The following is a 17,077-nucleotide window of genomic DNA, read 5'->3' on the forward strand; positions in this document are numbered from 1 at the left end:
GACGGGTGACGGTGAATGGGACCGGGCGTGCGCCGCGCAGCCCCGCACGCCGGCGAACGGAGCTCTCGATGAACGACCCAGTGGCCCCGGCCGGCTCACCGTCACGGCATTCACGGCAGTCGCCGCCGTCGCGGCCGTTGCGCCGTGCCCTGCGCCGGCCGGTCGCCGCGACCCTGATGGCCTGCGGCGTGCTGCACCTGCCGGGCGACCCGACGGCGGTCCCGTCCGCGGGCCCGGCCGGGCTGCTGCCGCTCCTCGCCGCCCTGCTGTGCCTGGGGCTCGGTGCGGCCCTGGGCATACGGGACGGCGACGCCGTGTGGCGGGCCGGTGCGGCAGCCGCCCTCGGGGTCGTCACCCTGCACGTGGCCGGCGGCGTCGGCGGCTACGACCCCCTCTCCGGCGCGGTGAGCGCCTCCCTGGCCTGGGCGGGCGCCGCCGCGGTGCTCTGCGCCGCGGTCGCGGCACTGCTCGCCGGGCTGGCCCTGGTCAACCGGTCACCGGGGGCGGGGGCGGGCGCCGGCGGCTGAGCGCGCGGACCCGGCGCCGTGCCGGGCCCGCCCCCGCGGCGGCGTGCGCGTGCGGGTCCAGGCCAGCAGGTCCTTCTCCTGCCACGTGTTGACGACGCGTTCGGCGGGCACCCCGCACTCCACGGCCCGTGCGCAGCCGGTCGGCTGCCAGTCCAGCTGGCCCGGCGCGTGGGCGTCCGTGTCGATGGCGAACAGCGTCCCGGCCTCCACCGCGAGCCGCAGCAGCCGGCGCGGCGGGTCCAGCCGCTCCGGCCGGCTGTTGATCTCCACGGCGGTTCCGGATTCCGCGCACGCGGCGAACACCGCCTCGGCGTCGAACTGCGACTCGGGGCGGGTCCGCCCGGTCACCAGCCGTCCCGTGCAGTGGCCCAGCACGTCCATCAGGGGGTTGCGTACGGCGGTGAGCAGCCGCCGGGTCATCGCGGGCGCGTCCATCCGCAGCTTCGAGTGGACGGACGCGACGACGAGGTCCAGCCGGTCCAGCAGTTCCGGTTCCTGGTCGAGCGAGCCGTCGGGGAGGATGTCGCACTCGATGCCGGTCAGCATCCGGAAGGGCGCCCAGGCCTCGTTCAGCTCCGCCACCGCGTCCAGTTGCTCGCGCAGCCGTTCCGGCGACAGCCCCCGTGCGACGGTCAGGCTCGGCGAATGGTCGGTGAGTACCACCCATGCGTGGCCCAGGGCGGCCGCGGCCCGCCCCATCGCCTCGATCGTGCTGCCGCCGTCGGACCAGTCGGAGTGCAGGTGGCAGTCCCCGCGCAGGGCCCGGCGGAGCGCACGCGCGGCGGGTGGGGCGGGCGGCCCCTCGGGATGGGCCGCGACCTCGTCCTCCAGCTTCTGCAGGTAGTCCGGGACGGCCCCGCCCAGTGCCTCGCGCACCACCTGGGCGGTCTTCGGCCCGATGCCCTTGACCGCTTCCAGCGTTCCGGCGGCGGTCCGCTGTGCGACCTCGTCCTCGCCCATCCGCGTCAGCGTGTCCGCCGCCGTGCGGAAGGCCCGTACCCGGTAGGCCGGCGCCTGGCCGCGCTCCAGCAGGAAGGCGATCCGCTGCAGTGCCGCCACGGGGTCCATCGGCCACCTCCCGAGATCGCCGGTTTCCTCCCAGTTTCCTCCGGAATACCCGGGCTGCAGGGCGACCCGACGCCCCCCAAAGCGATGCTTTGAATGGTCATAAGTCAGGGTTATGAGGCTATAAACGGGGGGCGGGTGCCGGGTTAGGTTGCCCTTAGCTTAGGGTTCCCTTTGATCCAGTTTTTCGGTCGAAGGGAACAAGTCATGCCTCGCCCTCTGCGGGTAGCAATCGTCGGTGCCGGCCCCGCCGGAATCTACGCCGCCGACGCGCTGCTGAAGTCCGAGGCCGCCGCCGACCCGGGGGTCTCCATCGACCTCTTCGAGCGGATGCCCGCGCCCTTCGGCCTGATCCGGTACGGCGTCGCCCCCGACCACCCGCGGATCAAGGGCATCATCACCGCCCTCCACCAGGTGCTCGACAAGCCGCAGGTCCGCCTCTTCGGCAACGTCGACTACCCGGGCGACATCACGCTCGACGAGCTGCGCTCCTTCTACGACGCCGTGGTCTTCTCCACCGGTGCCACCGCGGACCGCGCGCTCGCCATCCCCGGCGTCGAACTGGACGGCTCCTACGGTGCCGCCGACTTCGTCTCCTGGTACGACGGCCACCCGGACGTCCCGCGCACCTGGCCCCTGGAGGCCGAGAAGGTCGCCGTCCTCGGCGTCGGCAACGTCGCCCTCGACGTCGCCCGCATCCTCGCCAAGACCGCCGACGAGCTGCTCCCGACCGAGATCCCGGCCAACGTCCACGACGGCCTCAAGGCCAACAAGGCCCTGGAGGTCCACGTCTTCGGCCGCCGCGGCCCCGCGCAGGCCAAGTTCAGCCCGATGGAGCTGCGCGAGCTCGACCACTCGCCCAGCATCGAGGTCATCGTCAACCCCGAGGACATCGACTACGACGAGGGCTCGATCGCCACCCGCCGCTCCAACAAGCAGGCGGACATGGTCGCCAAGACCCTGGAGAACTGGGCGATCCGCGACATCGGCGAGCGCCCGCACAAGCTGTTCCTGCACTTCTTCGAGTCGCCCTCCGAGATCCTCGGGGAGGACGGCAAGGTCGTGGGCCTGCGCACCGAGCGCACCGAGCTCGACGGCACCGGCAACGTCAAGGGGACCGGCCAGTTCACCGACTGGGACGTGCAGGGCGTCTACCGGGCCGTCGGCTACCTCTCGGACGAGCTGCCCAAGCTGCCGTGGGACGTCGAGACCGGCACCGTCCCGGACGAGGGCGGCCGCGTGATGGAGGCGGGCGAGCACCTGCAGTCGACGTACGTCACCGGCTGGATCCGGCGCGGCCCCATCGGCCTCATCGGCCACACCAAGGGCGACGCGAACGAGACGATCGCGAACCTCCTCCAGGACCACGCGGCCGGCCGCCTGCACACCCCCGCCGAGCCCGCGCCGGAGGCCGTCGAGGCCTTCCTCGCCGAGCGGAGCGTCCGGTACACGACGTGGGAGGGCTGGTACCGCCTGGACGCCGCCGAGAAGGCCCTGGGCGAACCGCAGGGCCGCGAGCGCGTGAAGATCGTCGAACGCGAGGACATGCTCAAGGCCAGCGGGGCCTGATCCCCCGCGAAGGGGCCCGCCGTCGACGGCGGGCCCCTTCGCGTTCCCCGGGCTGCCAAGAGGCCGTCGCAGTCCGGTGGTTGACCCCTGAGGGGGCAGTCCGGGGGAACGGCTGCACGGGGGACGGGACGGCACTACCGTGGCGGGCATGAGTGCCGATGACCTCGATCCCGAGGACGTGTGGCCGCTGCCGCCGGCCTGGATGTTCGGCTGTGCCCGATGTGCCCGCCTCTACCGGTCGATGAAGGAGATCCAGGAGGCCACGGCGGAACTGTGGCTCACGGGGGACCGGGGCGTCGACTGGGACCCCATGGACAGCGGCCCCGGCTCCCGGATCCGGCTCGCCCGCCACATGGCCCTCACGCACCGGGACCTGCTGCCCGACTGGGCCCCGGCCTGCGCGCGCTGTGCCGAGCACCGGCGCCGGGTCGAGAAGACCGCCGCCTCGGACCTGGGGGCGGGCGCCGCCCTCGTCGGCGCCGAGCACCGGGCCGCCCACCTCTTCGTCCCGCCGCGCGGCCTCGGCCTCGTCTGAGTCCCGCGGGCTTGCTAGGTTCCTGTGTGACAGGAGCTGCGGGAGTTGCGAGAGTCGCCGGAGTCGCGGGAGGGGTGCCATGCACATCGGAACGGGGGCCGGGGCCGTGCCCGGCGGGAGCCGGGTCAGGATCCTGCGCGCCGATGACCGGCCGGCCGTCGCCTGGAAGAACGGCGGCGGGGTGACCCGGGAGATCGCGGCCTGGCCCGAGGGGGCCGGCATGGACGACTTCGCATGGCGGGTCAGCCTCGCCGAGGTGGCCGCGGACGGGCCGTTCTCGGCCTTCCCCGGAGTGGACCGTACGCTCACCCTCGCCGAGGGAGCGGGCATGGACCTCACCGTGGCCGGCGCCCGCCGCGTGGTCGGCGAGCGCTTCGCGCCGCGGGACTTCCCCGGCGACGCACCGACCGGCTGCCGGCTGCTGGACGGGCCCGTCGTCAACTTCAACGTGATGTACCGCCGGGGCGCGGCCCCGGCCGAGACCGCCGTCGTCCGGGGCTCGCTCACGCTCACGGCCGCGCCGGACGAGGTCCTGCTGGTCGTCGCCCTGGAGGGTCCGGCGCATGTCGAGGCCGAGGGAGCGAGCACCGTCCTCGACCGTTTCGACGCGGCACTGGTCGGGGTTCCCGCGCTCGGCGAGCCGTTCACCGGGCTCCTGCGCAGCCCGGGCCACACGGCCGTGGTCCGTCTCTCCGGTCGGCCCGTGTAGCCGCCGGCGGTCGTGGCCGGACGGCCTCAGACGGCGATGCGGCCGATCAGGCCGTGCTGGTAGTCGAACTGCGCCTGGCGGATCTCGGCGGCGGTGTTCATGACGAACGGGCCGGTGCGGGCCACCGGCTCGCCGATCGGCTCTCCGGCCAGGACCAGCACCTCCGCCGCCTCGCCGGGCGCCGATACGGCGAACCGCTCCCCGTCCCGGGCGAGGACGGCGAGGTGGCCGTCGGGGAGCCCGGCGTCCGGGGTGGCCGCCGTCCCGGACAGGACGTACAGCATCGCGTTGTGCCCGGCGGGGACGGCGAACTCGGCGCGCCCGCCGGCCGCGAGGCGGGCGTGGACGACGAGGACGGGGGTGTGCGTCTCGAACGGGCCGGTCACCCCGTGGGTGGAACCGGCGATCACCGTGAGCTCGGCGGCGCCGCACTCGGTGGACACGGTGGGGATCCCCTGCGGGACGGACCCGTACTGGACGCGCGGTGGCGTCTCCTTGAGCCGGGCCGGCAGGTTGACCCAGATCTGCAGGAGGTGCTGCGGGCCGCCCCCGGCGAGCAGCTCGGGGGTCGGGCGGGCGAGGCGGACCAGGCCCGAGCCGGCGGTCAGCCACTGGACCTCGCCGGCGTTCATGACCCGCTCGTTCCCGGCGGAGTCGATGTCCTCCACGGCGCCGTCGATGACGTACCGGACGGTCTCGAAACCGCGGTGGGGGAGCGGCGGCGCGCCCTTGGCCTCGCCCGGGCCCAGCACGTGCGGGCCGACCTGGTCGACCATGAGGAACGGGTCGACCAGGGGCAGTCCGGGCTGGGGGAAGGGGCGGCGGACCGGGAAGCCCTCGCCCTCGAAGGTGTGGAAGGGGCGGAACACCCGGGCGGTGGAACGGACGGCGGTGGCGGTGATGTCCATGCCCCGAGCGAACGACACGGCCCGGTGGGGCGTCAACGCGGTTCCGTTCGGTTGTCAGGTCGTCGGAGTGATCCCGCCGGGCGTGCCCGCCCGCTTACCGCCGTCGCGCCCGGGCCCGGCGTACGAGCACGCCGACGGCCGCGCCCGCGAGGGCGATCACGGCCACGCCGGCCGTGGTCCACCAGACGGCGCTGCCGCTGCCGGCCTTCCCGTCGGCGGCAGCGGACGCCGACGGCGAGGCCGGAGCGGCGGCGGGCGACGGGGACTGCGCCGGAGCCGCGACCGACGGCACGGCCGAGGGCGCCGCGGCCGAGGCGGACGGGTCCACCGGGACGGGAGCGGTCGGCGCCGCGGAGCCGCCGGGCGGTACGGGGTCCACGACCGGTACGTCGACCTCGCGTTCGGCATGTCCGAGCGCGGGGAACCCGACGTCGATGGTCACCTTCCAGGTGCCGGGCGGCAGCACCTCGGCCGTGCTCCAGCCGACGCCCTGGCCCCGCACGAGTCGCCACGGCCCCTGCGTACGGGTCCCGTCCACGCTGGTCGCGTTGACGGTGGCGGCGACGTTCTCGTCGACGGCGTCCCCGTCGTTCTCCCAGGTGATGTCGGTGGTGACATGCCCCTCCCGCTGGCCGGTGATCAAGACCTTGAGGGTGTCGCCGTGCGCGTGGGCCGTCGTCGGCACGGCGAGGCCCAGGGCCGGGGCGAGGAACAGGAGCAGGGCTCCGAGTCCGGTGCGGACGGGGAAAGCGTGTCGTGTGCGCATCGTTGTGGTGCTCCCTGGTGCGGTGGGATGCGAGGGGTCGCCGTCCCGCAGTCGCCGCGGTGCGAACCGCGCGGTGCCGGCCGCGCCGTGGGGGCGCGCGGCCGGCGCTGTGGGGCGGGTGAACGTAAGGGGCCGGCGGACGGCCGTGGGGGCAGCCGTCCGCCGGCAGTCGGCGGTTCGGGTCAGGCGGCCTTCTGGACCGTCCAGACCTGGTTCGCGCGGCCGTCCGCGCGCTGGAGGTCGAGCAGCCACTCGCCGTAGTACGGACGGTTGCTCACGGTCAGGGCGTAGCCGCCGCTCGGGTCCGTGATGGCCGTCGTACCGTTGCCGGAGCTCAGCTTCCACTGCTGGGTGGAGCCGTTGCCGCACGGCTGCTGCGCGATCCACATGCCCTGGGCCGGGGCACCGCCCGTCTGCAGGCACTTGCCGGAGACGGCGGACTTGATGCGGATCAGTCCGTTGCCCGCGTCCTCGAACACCCACTGCTGGTGGGTGTAGCCGTTGGACCGGGCCCCGACGAGGACCGTGCCGTCGGCGCTGCGGCCGCCCCACAGCTCGGCGGCCATGCCGGTGCTGCCGTTCTGGAGGGTGTAGCGGGTGTTGGGGTTGGGGGCGGTGTTGCCGCCGCCGCCCGTGGTGCGGAAGACCGTGGTCTTGCCGGCACCGCTGTCACGGCCGGCGCTGTCGCGCACCGAGACGGCGACCTTGTACTCCGTGCCGGCCTGCAGGTTGTAGATGCGCACGGACTGCGACTGGACCCACGTCAGGTGCTTGCCGTTCAGCATGACCTGGTACCAGGCCGCGCCGTCCACCTTGGGCCAGCTGACGACGACCGAGGTCGACTGGATCTGGCCGGCCGTCACCGTCGGTCCGCCGGTCGGCTTCTTCGTCGGCGTGGGCGTGGGCTTCTTGGTCGGCTGCGGGCTCGGGTTGGGGTTCGGGCCCGGGTCCGTGCCGTTGCCGCCCTTGGACTTCATCAGGAACTGGTTGTCCGCGATGTTCCAGTGGGTGGCCAGGTAGCTGCCCGCCTTGGGACTGGTGTGGAAGTAGTCGTCGTGGTTGCAGTCGAGGATGTTCTCGGCCGCCTTGTTGGTGCAGATGTTGCGCATCTGCGGGTAGTACGGCGTGTCCGAGTAGCACATCACGTCCCACTCGTCGGTGCAGTGGGCGCCACGGCTGGTGTTGGGGGCGCTGTTGTTGACCGCGCCGAGGTTGTGGCCCAGCTCGTGGGCGGCGGTGTGCCCGCCCCAGCAACCGGAGTCCGTACGGCCGTAGGAGGGGCCGAAGTTGCTCTGGTTGTTCTGGCCGGGGCGCTCGTCACCGGCGAAGGTGCCGATGCCGCAGTAGACCTGGCTGTCCGCGAAGATCATGTACTTGCGGTCGCGGCGGTTGAGGCCCTTGTCCGCGAGCGCGTTGTTCGTGGAGTTGAAGTCGGCCATCGCGGCGGCCGACAGCTCGATGTTGAGCACCGTCGGAGTGCAGTCGGCTGCCGTCACGTAGCGGATGTGACGGACGCCGCCGGTCTCCTGGGCGCTGTTCGAGTAGATGAGGTCGGCGTCGGCCGCCCACTTGCGGAACGAGGCGAAGTACTCGGAGTACCGGTCGCGGTCGGGACCGTGGACGTACACCACCTGGACGCGGTTGCCGCTGCTGCCGTCGCTGTCGCACTGGACGGTCTGGCCGGCGGGGCCGGCGGCCGCGGTGGTCTGGCTGCCGGTGCCGCCCGTCGCGGCCGGGGCCGGCGCGTCGGAGGGGGCGTCCTTGGCGGCCTTGGCGTCGGCGGCGGGCGCGTCCTGAGGACGCCCGTTGCCTTCCGCGGCCGGGGTCTCGGGCTTGGCCGGATCGGAGGCCACGGCCTGCGACTTCACGGCCGGGGCGACGTCCTTCTTGATGTCGACGTCCTTGGGCGGGGCGTCCGGGCCGTGGCTGCACAGCCCCGTCTCCGTGCGGTAGACGCCGACGCAGCGGTCGCCCTTCGGCGCGGCCTTGAGGCCGTCGTAGACCATGCCGCGGTCCGCGTCGTTCGCGGGCTGTTCCTTGATGGGATCGGGCTCCGCGTCGCGGGCCGGAGCGGCGGCCGGCGTGATCGTCTCCGTGGCCGCCTGCACGGTTGTCTCGGCCTGGGCGTCGTCGCCGAGGCCGGAGTAGGCCAGGCCCCCCGCTATCACCGCCGCCGAGGCCACGGCGGCGGTGACGAGTATCAAGCGGCGCGGTTTGCGCCGGTGTTCGGGCTTCCTTCGACGGTGACCCGTCATGCGCACCTCAAATCCTTGGTCGGAGGAGTGGGTGCGAGGGAGCCTGCCAGATGGGGGGCGCGGAGAATTCGGACAAACAGGAATGCCGGTCAAGATATCTGACTGTTACCTGGTGGTGCGATTTGATGATCAGTCAACTTGCCTATGTGCAGCGTCAGTTACGCGCGTAGGGGTGGAAAGGTCCAGTCCTCCCCTGTTATCTCGTTATCAAATCGAGATAAGGTGATCCGGCTTGTTGACGGTAATTCAGTCAGGGATTCATCTAAATGCTACGGGGTGAACTCCTGCTGTCACGAGCTGTGAGGAATCCTCTGTTCCGCCCTAGGAAAACGCCCGTGAGGGGCAGCGGGCCCCGCCCGACTGCTGCCCCGCGGACCGGGTGGCGACGGTGCGGTGCCTCACCGACCGCCCAGCTTTACCCACTTTCCTGTGCTCGGCACGCCCTTGCCGTCGAGCAGGAACAGCAGGTAGTAGCCAGGAGGGGCGTCGGCGGCGCTCGGCGGCGTCCGCAGGCCGATCGTGGCGGCGGCCCTCGCGTTCCCGGCCTTCCCCTTCGCGCCCTTCGTACCCCCGGCCTTCGTGCGTCCGGCGGCGGGGCGGGCCGTCACGGCGAGTTCGAGATGCCGCTGACTGGTGTTCACCGCGTGCGTGACCGTGGTCGGCGCCAGCAGCACGGCCCGGGTGACCGCGGCCGCGGTGGAGCTGGCCACCTCGAAGTCCTTCCCGTACCCGAGCTCGCCCGCGGGCACCCGGTCGAGGGCGGGCCGGCCGCCGCCCCGGTGCAGGTACGGCGGTTCGTACAGCTCGATACTGCCGTCCATCCCGTCCTGGATGTCGGGGTCGTTGGCGATCTGCTGGAGCTCGTCGCCGGTGACCATCACCCGGCCGTCCGGCAGGACCAGGGCGTTCGAGTGGTATCCGCGCGGCAGCCGCTGCGCCGGCCCGAGCCGCCACCGGCCGTGCGCATCGCGCAGCTCGATCCGCCGGTACTTGAGGTCGGCCTTCGGATTGAACGGCCCGTACCCGTAGTTCCGGGTGTCCAGTGCCCCGTTGACCGTGAGCAGCGTGCCGTCCGGGAGGATGAGCGTGTCGTCCTGCGTACGGCCGAAGGCCCGCGGCTCCTCGGTGGTCCACCGGCCGCCGGACAGCCGGTAGGTGTTCGGGTCCCGCGGGTCCCCGCCGAGGACCAGAACCGAGTCGGGGCCGCGCAGTCCGGCGGGCAGCGGCACCGCCGAGCCGTAGCCGCGGAAGTCGGCCGGGCGGCGGGGCAGGTCGGCCCGGGTCTCCTTCACCGGGTCGAACAGCCACTGCTGGTCGGCGTCCCGGCCGAGGCCGTAGACCATCCCGTCGCGCAACGAGAACAGGTGGGGGTAGTCGTTCCGGAACGGCGCGTCCACCCGCAGCCGCTCCGGCGCGAGCCCGACGGGGATGTCGTACGGGCGCCAGGGCACGGGATGCCGCAGCGCGGGGAACCGCTCCACCACCGGGGTGGGGGTGCCCGTACCCCGCTCGGACTGGCCGGACATGATGATCTGCCGGCCGTCCGCCCCGGTCACCACCGACGGGTACCAGCGGCCGACGGCCATGTCCTGGTTGCGGAACCAGGTCTCGGTCCACGGGTCGAAGACGAATGACAGCCTGGCCCCGCTGCCGCCCTTGCCGCCGGTGTTGCCGCCGAACACCCCGACCATGCCGTTGGGCAGGTACGCGTGGCCGGCGCAGAAGAACGGCGCCGGGCGCGGGGCGTTCAGTCCGTCGGGCATGAGGACGGTCGGCGGCTCCGCCTTCCTGAACGCCCGGGCCCCGGTGCCGAGGGAGGGGTCCCAGAGGAAGGCGCGGCCCGCGTTGGTCCGGCCGATCCGGTCGGTGGGGCCGGTCTCCTTGGTGGGGTTGACCTCCACCCGCTCGAAGGAGAACAGCAGCACCTTGCCCGTGGGGAGCAGGGCCGTGTGCACGCCGAAGTCGGGGGAGGGGAAGAAGTCGGTGAACCGGCCGAACCGGGCCGCCGGGAGTGCGGCGTTGGTCCTGCGCTGCGAGAGGGCCAGCGCGGCCAGGCCGGAGGTGCGCTTCGCCTGCGGGTAGCCCTCGGCGCCGGCCTCGGCCCGGCGCCGCTGGGCGTGGGCCCGGGCGTGCTCCTCGCCGAGGACGGCGGCTTCGCCGGGATCCGGGACCACCGGGGTGACGGACGAGGCCCGCGCGGCGGGTGCGGCCGGTTCGGGGCCGCCGGCGTGGCGGTGGACGTGCGGGTGGGGTGCGTGTCCGCGGGTCGCGTCCGGTGCCTGCGCGACGGCCGGGGTGAGGGAGGCGAGTGCGGCCACGACCGTACCGGCGCAGAGGACGGTCGACCGCCGTGCGAACCAAGCCCGATCCGCCATGAGCTGCTCTCCTCCCAGGCCCGAAAGCGCCCAGAGTAGAAGAAACCGCCCGAAATCCTCGGTTCGACTCCCCGCGCTGCGGCGGATGGCGCTCCGGGCAGGGCCGTTCGGCCGTCGGAAGCCATGGGTGAATCGTTCCTGCCGGTGAATCGGGGACTCCGACCGAGTGAGCCCCCGTGCCCCGGGACGTGGACAGTCGTCCGGCAGTGGTTATCCATGGCGACTGTGATCAAGCCACTTCGCACCGCACTGACCGTCGCCGCCGCGACCGGAAGCCTGGTCGCCCTGTCGCCGGCGGCCACGGCCGCGCCCGTCGCTCCTCCGGGCCGGGTGACCGTCGACGTCGCCAGCGTCAACGGCTCGGGCTGCCGTCCCGGCACCGCGAGCGTCGCCGTCGCCCCCGACAACTCGGCCTTCACCGTCACCTACAGCGACTACCTGGCCCAGGCCGGCGGCGAAAGCCCCGTGACCGCGGCCCGCAAGAACTGCCTCCTCTCCCTCGTCGTCAACGTCCCCCAGGGCTTCACCTACGCGGTGGCCAAGGTCGACTACCGCGGCTTCGGCAGCCTGGCGGAGGGCGCGATCGGCACCCAGAAGGCCAGCTACTACTTCCAGGGCATGAGCCAGACCACCTACCGGACCCACCAGTTCCACGGCGCGCTCGAGGACAACTGGCAGGTGACCGACACCGCGAGCATCCAGGCCCTCGTCTTCGCCCCGTGCGGCGAGAAGCGCAACCTCAACATCAACACCGAGCTGCGCACGGAGGTCGGCACCTCCGACCCGGCGAAGGTCAGCTACATGACCGTCGACTCCACGGACGGCGGCATCGGCACCGTGTACCACTTCTCCTGGAAGGAGTGCCCGGCCCGCTGAGGCCCGCGAAGGCCCGCTGAGGCCGCAGAGCCCTGCCGGACGGCCGCCGACAGCCGTCCGGCCCCGTCGGACCGGAGCCGTGAGCGGCGCCACGGCGGGCCCCGGTGCCCGCGCCGCTTCACGGCTCCTGCGCCGCCCGGGCCCGGTAGCGGCCGGGCGTGGTCCCGAACTCCCTGCTGAACGCGTGCGAGAAGGCGTACGCGGTCCCGTACCCGACCCGGCGGGCGATGGCGGCGAGCGGATCCGCGGTGTCGCGGAGCAGGGTGGCCGCGTACGTCAGCCGCCACCAGGCCAGGTAGGCCATCGGGGGCCGGCCGACCAGCGCGGTGAACCGGCGTGCCAGCGTGGCCCGGGACACCCCCGCCCGCGCGGCCAGCCGTTCACCGGTCCACGGCGCGGCCGGGTCCGCGTGCAGCGCCCGCAGCGCGGCGGCCGCGACCGGGTCGCCGAGGGCGGCCGGCCAGGCCCCCCGGGAGCCGTCCGCCATCCACGCACGGACCATGTAGAGGAGCAGCAGGTCGAGCAGGCTGGGCACCGCCATCGCCGAGCCGGGCCGCACCCCGACCAGCTCGCCGCCCAGGAGGTCGATGGCGGCCCGCAGCTCGGGATGGCTGCCCACGCGGTTCGGCAGGTGGACGACGGCGGGCAGCTCCCGCATCAGCGGGTGCACACGGCTCCGGTCGAGCCGGTACTTGCCGCACAGCACCTCCACACCCGGCCCTTCCGCCCCGTGTGCTGCATCCGCCCCGTGCGCCGCGTCCGCCCCGTGCGCCGCGTCCGCCCTGTTCTGCCCGACCGTCCCACCCGGGCCGGCCGACAGTGACAGCGACAGCGTCCCGGACCGTACCCCGTCCGGCCCCGAGTCGAAGGGCACCGCCCGCGCCACCGTCGCCGCGTCGGCGGGGGAGTCGGCCAACACATGGCCCGTACCGTGCGGCAGCAGGACCGCGTCCCCCGCGCCCAGCGAGACGGGCGGCCCCTCGTCGGGCAGCAGCCAGCAGCTGCCCTCCAGCACCACGTGGAAGCCCGCCCCGTCGTACGGATCGAACCGCGCGCACCACCGCCCGCGCACCCGGACCCGCTGCGAGGAGGGCCGCCCGATCCGCACCGCGGAGATCGCATCGCTCACCACGTCCACGGCGCCAGCGTACCGCCGTCCCGCCGCAAGCCTGAGACAACTGCGTATCCGTACGCGCCGAATACGCATTGAGCGACTCAACCGCCCTTCCTACGGTGGACGGTGTGAACAACGACAACAACACGCAGCCCCTCGTACTGGGCGACGTCGAGATCATCCGGGTCGTGGAGTGGCAGGGGCCGTTCGGGCCCGCCCGCGACCTCGTCCCGCAGGCAGACGCCCGGGTGTGGAAGGACAACGAGGCCTCCCTCGCCCCCGACCACTGGGACCCCGACCGCGACCTGGCCGTCCTCGCCCTCCAGACCTGGGTCGTGCGCAGCGGGGGACGCACGGTCCTGGTCGACACGGGCGTCGGCAGCGGGCGCGAGCGGCCCGGCAGCCCGCACTTCCACCACCGGCAGGGCGACTTCCTCGGAGACCTGGCCCGGGCCGGCGTCCGGCCCGAGGACGTCGACACCGTCGTCAGCACCCACCTGCACGCCGACCACGTCGGCGGGAACACCGTCGGCGCCGGCGGCGAGTGGATACCGGCCTTCCCCAACGCCCGCTATCTCCTCCCCGCCGCCGACGACCACCACTTCGGCCCGGACAACGGGTACGGCAAGGGGCTGTGGGAGGACGACCGGCTGATCTACGAGGACAGCGTCGCCCCCCTCCACCACGCCGGACAGGCCGTCCTGTGGGAGGGCACCCACCGCATCGACGAGCACCTCACCCTGGAGGCCGCCCCCGGACACACGCCCGGCTCCGCCGTGCTGCGCCTGGAATCCCGCGGTGAACGCGCCGTCTTCGTCGGTGACCTCCTCCACAGCCCCGTCCAGATCCTCCGCCCCTCCTGCAACAGCTGCTTCTGCATGGACCCGGAGGGGGCCGCAGCGAGCCGCCGCCGCATCCTCGAACGGGCCGCCGACCGGCGCGAGCTGGTGATCCCGGCCCACTTCGCCGGGCCGGGCGCGCTGGAGGTCCACCGCCGGGGAGCCGACTTCGCGCTCGGCGCCGGGGCCGCGCACCGCCCCGCGGAAGAGAAGGCCTGACGCCTCCCGTCAGCCGGATCGCCTCCGGCCTGTTGCGGCACTCGCGCCCTGCGCCGGAGGGCTGGGGGCGAACTCGGCAGCCACTGTGAAAGCGTTCACGAGGAATAGGAAAATAGGGCAAGCGGTTCACCTGGCGGGTGCACCCACCGCAATTCGTTGCGGTCCGGAACGGGGATGGCACTCGCATGAGTGAAACCCGCCGATGCGATTTGGCCTCGATGGACATGGCTGGACTACGGTGATCACGGAACGGGCGGTGTACCCCATCGATGAGGAATTCAACCCGGCACGGGAAATGCGAGTTCCGGAAATGGGTTCTTCCGTCCGTCCTGCTGTGCGTGCTCCGGAGTGCGCGGTGTCCGGGGTCCCCTGTCGTCCGTCTGCGTAGAGAAGTCGGAGCATCATGCCGCCCCTGGTTCCGCCGTTCCTGATCGGTCTCATCGTCGCGCCCCTCGCCAAGCGCCTCCTCAAGCCGCTGGTGCGCGGCGTCGTCAAGACGTCCGTCGGGGTTGTCATGGAGGTGAAGAAGGCGGCCCATGAGGCCGGGGAGAACATCCACGACCTCGCAGCCGAGGTGGCTGCCGACATGGTGGCGGCGCAGATCGCCTCCGGCGACGGCCACCGGCCCGCCCAGAGCCCGGCCTCGAACGGCGAGAGGAACGGAGCCGCGAACGGCGAGAAGGGCGAGGCAGCCGATCGCGGCGAGGGTGAGGCGAGGTCTCCGCGGATCCGCGCGACCGCCACCGGGAAGGCGCAGTGACGCCCTGATTCCCGGCCCGCCCGCCCCCCGGGCCCGTCTTCCGGCCGACCGCGGAGGACGGGTCCACGCGGTGGACGACCGTGGGCCTTTCGGCCGTATTTCTGCTCTCTTCGGATTTTCCACTCCGTCGCAGCAATCCGCCGTGCGCCGAATTCCGCCGCGCCCGTAGACGGACCACCCGCGACCTCCGCAAACAGGTGATCGTACACATGCCATCTCTGCTGGGTGCCGCAGCCGGATTTCGCTCCGTGGATCTGGACGCGAGCCCGCGCTCGGTCATTCCGGGCCGCCAGCGCTGGGACGTCAAGCTGGTTCTCGGGCGGCCCCGGGCGGCCGAAGTGCTCGCCGCGGCCCTGCTCCGCGTCCCCGGGATCAGAGAGGCCCGGGCCAACCCGGTCACCGGTGGGGTCCTCGTCCGACACGACGCGCGGGTGGCCGCGGGGGACGTCGGCCGGATCATGCGCAGGGCGGTCGCCCTGGTCGCGGACGGGCCGGCCGGGACGCGACGCGCGGCGTCGGCCCGGACGGCCGCCGAACCCGCCCCGCGTCCGGACCGCGGCTCCGTCGTGCGTCCCGTCCTCGCGGTGGGCGGCGGGGTGGCGGCCGGCATCGCACTGATCCGCGGGTCGGCGCTGAGCAGGCAACTGGTGGCGCTCGGCGGCGTCGCGGTCGCGACCGCGGCGGTCGTCCGGAAGGCCTGGCGCAGGACGGTCGAAGGCGCCGGGGAGCGGTCCGCGTCCGGCGCCGAACGGCACCCCCTGCTGGAGATCGTCGGGCCGCACCGTCGGCGCCTCTGCCGCGCCTCCGCGCTCTCGGTCGCCTGCCAGGTCTCGGAGATGGCACTCGGAACCTTCCTCGGCTGGACCGCGCTGGTCCTCATCAAGGGCGAGGCCGCGCCCCTGGCCCGCTTCGGACTGACCACCGCGTCCGCTCAACTCTGGGGCCTGGCAGGGCTGGTGGCCCTCGCCTGTGCCGCCGTGGCGGGCCTCTCGTACTCCTCGAACCTCCAGTGGCGCGGGCTCGGCCAGGACATCGAGCACGACTGGCGGGGCCGCACCTACGCGCACGTGCAGCACCTCGAACTGCGGCACCTGGAGGGCGAGCGGACCACCCGGGTCGCCGGCGCACTCACCGACGACGTCCGCCAGCTGGGCGCCTTCTTCGCCACCTCCGCCAACGACCTCTTGCACCTGGGCACCGGCCTGGCCCTCCTGGTGCCGCTGTTCCTCCTGCTGGCACCGCAGATCGCCTGGATCGCGTTCCTGCCCGTCCCGGTCATCGCCTGGCTCTCGTTCCACTACCAGAGCAAGGTCGCGGCGGACTACGCCGTCTCCGGCGAGCACCGGGCCAGGCTGCACAGCCAACTGGTCAACACCCTGGAGGCCGGCGCCACCGTCAAGAGCTTCTGCACCGAGGACTACGAGGCCGCGCGCATCGACCGGCTGAGCGATCGCTCTCGGGAGAGCGATCGGCAGACCGATCGGAGCACGATCCGCCATGCCGAGATCGTCCGGCTCTGCACGACCGGCTCGATGGCCGGCACCCTGCTGATCGGCGGCCGGGCGGTACTGGGCGGCAGCCTGCCGTTCGAAGTGTTCAGCCCGCTCATCGGACTGCCCCAGATGCTGATGCTGCGGATGAACCGGCTCGGCGGCATCGTCGACCAGTACCAGCGCACGCTGGCCGCCCACGACCGGGTCCAGCGCCTGCACGCCCTCCCCGTCGAGGCCGACGGCACCGACGGACCGCTCGACACCGGGCAGGTCCGGGGCGAGTTCGTCCTCAAGGACGTCACCTTCGCCTACCCCGGCCGGCCGCCGGCGCTGCAGGACCTCTCGCTGACCATCCCCGCCGGGCAGGTCACCGCCCTCGTCGGCGCCACCGGCTCCGGCAAGACGACGATCGCCAAACTGCTGATGCGCTTCCAGGACGCGGAATCCGGCAGCGTGCTGCTCGACGGGCAGGACGTGCGCGACCTGCCCCGGCGCGACCTGCGCCACGCGATCGGGTTCGTCGCCCAGGACCCCTTCCTCTTCGACGGCACCATCGCCGACAACATCCGCTACGGCAGCTTCGGCGCCTCGGACGAGGCCGTGGCCGAGGCGGCCAGGATGGCCGAGGCGCACCCCTTCATCGCGACCCTGCCGGACGGCTACGGCGCGCTGATCGGCGAACGCGGCGCCGCCCTCTCGGGCGGCCAGCGGCAACGCATCGCCCTGGCCCGGGCGATCCTCAAGGACGCGCCCGTCGTGATCCTCGACGAGGCCACCTCCGCCGTGGACAACGAGACCGAGGCCGCCATCCAGCGCACCCTCCGCGTCTTCGCAGCCGACCGGACGATGGTCATCGTCGCCCACCGGCTCTCCACCGTCCGCCACGCCGACCTCGTCTACGTGATGGACAAGGGCGGCGGCGTCGCCGAACAGGGCACCCACGACGAACTCCTCGCCCGGCAGGGACTCTACGCGTCCCTCTGGCAGCTCCAGGCCGGCGAACCGACCGCCTGACCGCAGCACCCGCGCCCACCCGCCGACCGCGTGACGCCACCGCGGTCGGCGCG

14 protein-coding genes are annotated in these 17,077 nt (G+C 73.1%); 8 read left to right on the top strand and 6 right to left on the bottom strand.

Going from position 1 to position 17,077, the window contains the following annotated elements; all coding sequences use genetic code 11:
* Positions 1-68: 68 nt before the first annotated feature.
* Positions 69-527, top strand: a complete 459-nt coding sequence (locus ACIQUT_RS31995; protein WP_403568074.1) for a hypothetical protein — start codon at positions 69-71, stop codon at positions 525-527.
* On the opposite strand, the gene ACIQUT_RS32000 is transcribed toward ACIQUT_RS31995, so the two are convergent.
* The gene (locus ACIQUT_RS32000; RefSeq protein WP_403568076.1) at positions 495-1,595 is read right to left on the bottom strand and encodes a PHP domain-containing protein; all 1,101 of its coding nucleotides are present in this window, start codon (positions 1,593-1,595) and stop codon (positions 495-497) included. The genes ACIQUT_RS31995 and ACIQUT_RS32000 overlap by 33 nt on opposite strands.
* Before the next feature lie 204 nt (positions 1,596-1,799).
* On the opposite strand from ACIQUT_RS32000, the gene ACIQUT_RS32005 reads away from it, so the two are divergent.
* The 3 genes from ACIQUT_RS32005 (at position 1,800) to ACIQUT_RS32015 (ending at position 4,405) form a co-directional block, all read left to right on the top strand.
* The gene (locus tag ACIQUT_RS32005) at positions 1,800-3,161 is read left to right on the top strand and encodes an FAD-dependent oxidoreductase (RefSeq protein WP_403568078.1); all 1,362 of its coding nucleotides are present in this window, start codon (positions 1,800-1,802) and stop codon (positions 3,159-3,161) included.
* Positions 3,162-3,309: 148 nt separating this feature from the next.
* Positions 3,310-3,696 (top strand): hypothetical protein, encoded by a 387-nt coding sequence (locus ACIQUT_RS32010; protein WP_403568079.1) that lies wholly within the window; start codon positions 3,310-3,312, stop codon positions 3,694-3,696.
* A gap of 79 nt (positions 3,697-3,775) precedes the next feature.
* A complete protein-coding gene (locus tag ACIQUT_RS32015) occupies positions 3,776-4,405 on the top strand; it encodes a HutD family protein (RefSeq protein WP_403568081.1) in 630 nt (209 codons plus the stop codon).
* Positions 4,406-4,431: 26 nt separating this feature from the next.
* On the opposite strand, the gene ACIQUT_RS32020 is transcribed toward ACIQUT_RS32015, so the two are convergent.
* The 4 genes from ACIQUT_RS32020 to ACIQUT_RS32035 form a co-directional block, all read right to left on the bottom strand.
* Complete coding sequence (locus tag ACIQUT_RS32020) at positions 4,432-5,313, bottom strand: pirin family protein (protein WP_403568083.1); 882 nt, start codon at positions 5,311-5,313, stop codon at positions 4,432-4,434.
* 94 nt (positions 5,314-5,407) lie between these two features.
* Positions 5,408-6,079, bottom strand: a complete 672-nt coding sequence (locus ACIQUT_RS32025; RefSeq protein ID WP_403568084.1) for a hypothetical protein — start codon at positions 6,077-6,079, stop codon at positions 5,408-5,410.
* 182 nt (positions 6,080-6,261) lie between these two features.
* Positions 6,262-8,283 carry an RICIN domain-containing protein gene (locus ACIQUT_RS32030; RefSeq protein WP_403568086.1) on the bottom strand — a complete coding sequence of 674 codons (2,022 nt, stop codon included), beginning with the start codon at positions 8,281-8,283 and terminating at the stop codon, positions 6,262-6,264.
* Positions 8,284-8,732: 449 nt separating this feature from the next.
* Positions 8,733-10,709: a galactose oxidase-like domain-containing protein gene (locus ACIQUT_RS32035; protein ID WP_403568087.1), complete on the bottom strand. Its 1,977-nt coding sequence runs from the start codon at positions 10,707-10,709 to the stop codon at positions 8,733-8,735.
* A 228-nt stretch (positions 10,710-10,937) separates the two neighbouring features.
* Between ACIQUT_RS32035 and ACIQUT_RS32040 the strand changes: the two genes are divergently transcribed.
* A complete protein-coding gene (locus ACIQUT_RS32040; RefSeq protein ID WP_403568102.1) occupies positions 10,938-11,585 on the top strand; it encodes a DUF4360 domain-containing protein in 648 nt (215 codons plus the stop codon).
* Between the two features lie 118 nt (positions 11,586-11,703).
* Here the strand turns inward: ACIQUT_RS32040 and ACIQUT_RS32045 are convergent, their stop codons facing one another.
* A complete protein-coding gene (locus tag ACIQUT_RS32045; RefSeq protein ID WP_403568089.1) occupies positions 11,704-12,723 on the bottom strand; it encodes an AraC family transcriptional regulator in 1,020 nt (339 codons plus the stop codon).
* Between the two features lie 104 nt (positions 12,724-12,827).
* Here ACIQUT_RS32045 and ACIQUT_RS32050 point away from each other — a divergent pair, with 104 nt between their 5' ends.
* The 3 genes from ACIQUT_RS32050 to ACIQUT_RS32060 all read left to right on the top strand — a co-directional run bounded on the left by ACIQUT_RS32050 (position 12,828) and on the right by ACIQUT_RS32060 (position 17,024).
* Complete coding sequence (locus ACIQUT_RS32050) at positions 12,828-13,757, top strand: MBL fold metallo-hydrolase (RefSeq protein WP_403568091.1); 930 nt, start codon at positions 12,828-12,830, stop codon at positions 13,755-13,757.
* Between the two features lie 403 nt (positions 13,758-14,160).
* The gene (locus ACIQUT_RS32055) at positions 14,161-14,517 is read left to right on the top strand and encodes a DUF5132 domain-containing protein (protein WP_403568093.1); all 357 of its coding nucleotides are present in this window, start codon (positions 14,161-14,163) and stop codon (positions 14,515-14,517) included.
* 248 nt (positions 14,518-14,765) lie between these two features.
* Positions 14,766-17,024: an ABC transporter ATP-binding protein gene (locus ACIQUT_RS32060; protein WP_403568095.1), complete on the top strand. Its 2,259-nt coding sequence runs from the start codon at positions 14,766-14,768 to the stop codon at positions 17,022-17,024.
* Positions 17,025-17,077 lie beyond the last annotated feature (53 nt).

Source organism: Streptomyces sp. NPDC090445 (assembly GCF_044769385.1).
Lineage (GTDB): Bacteria > Actinomycetota > Actinomycetes > Streptomycetales > Streptomycetaceae > Streptomyces.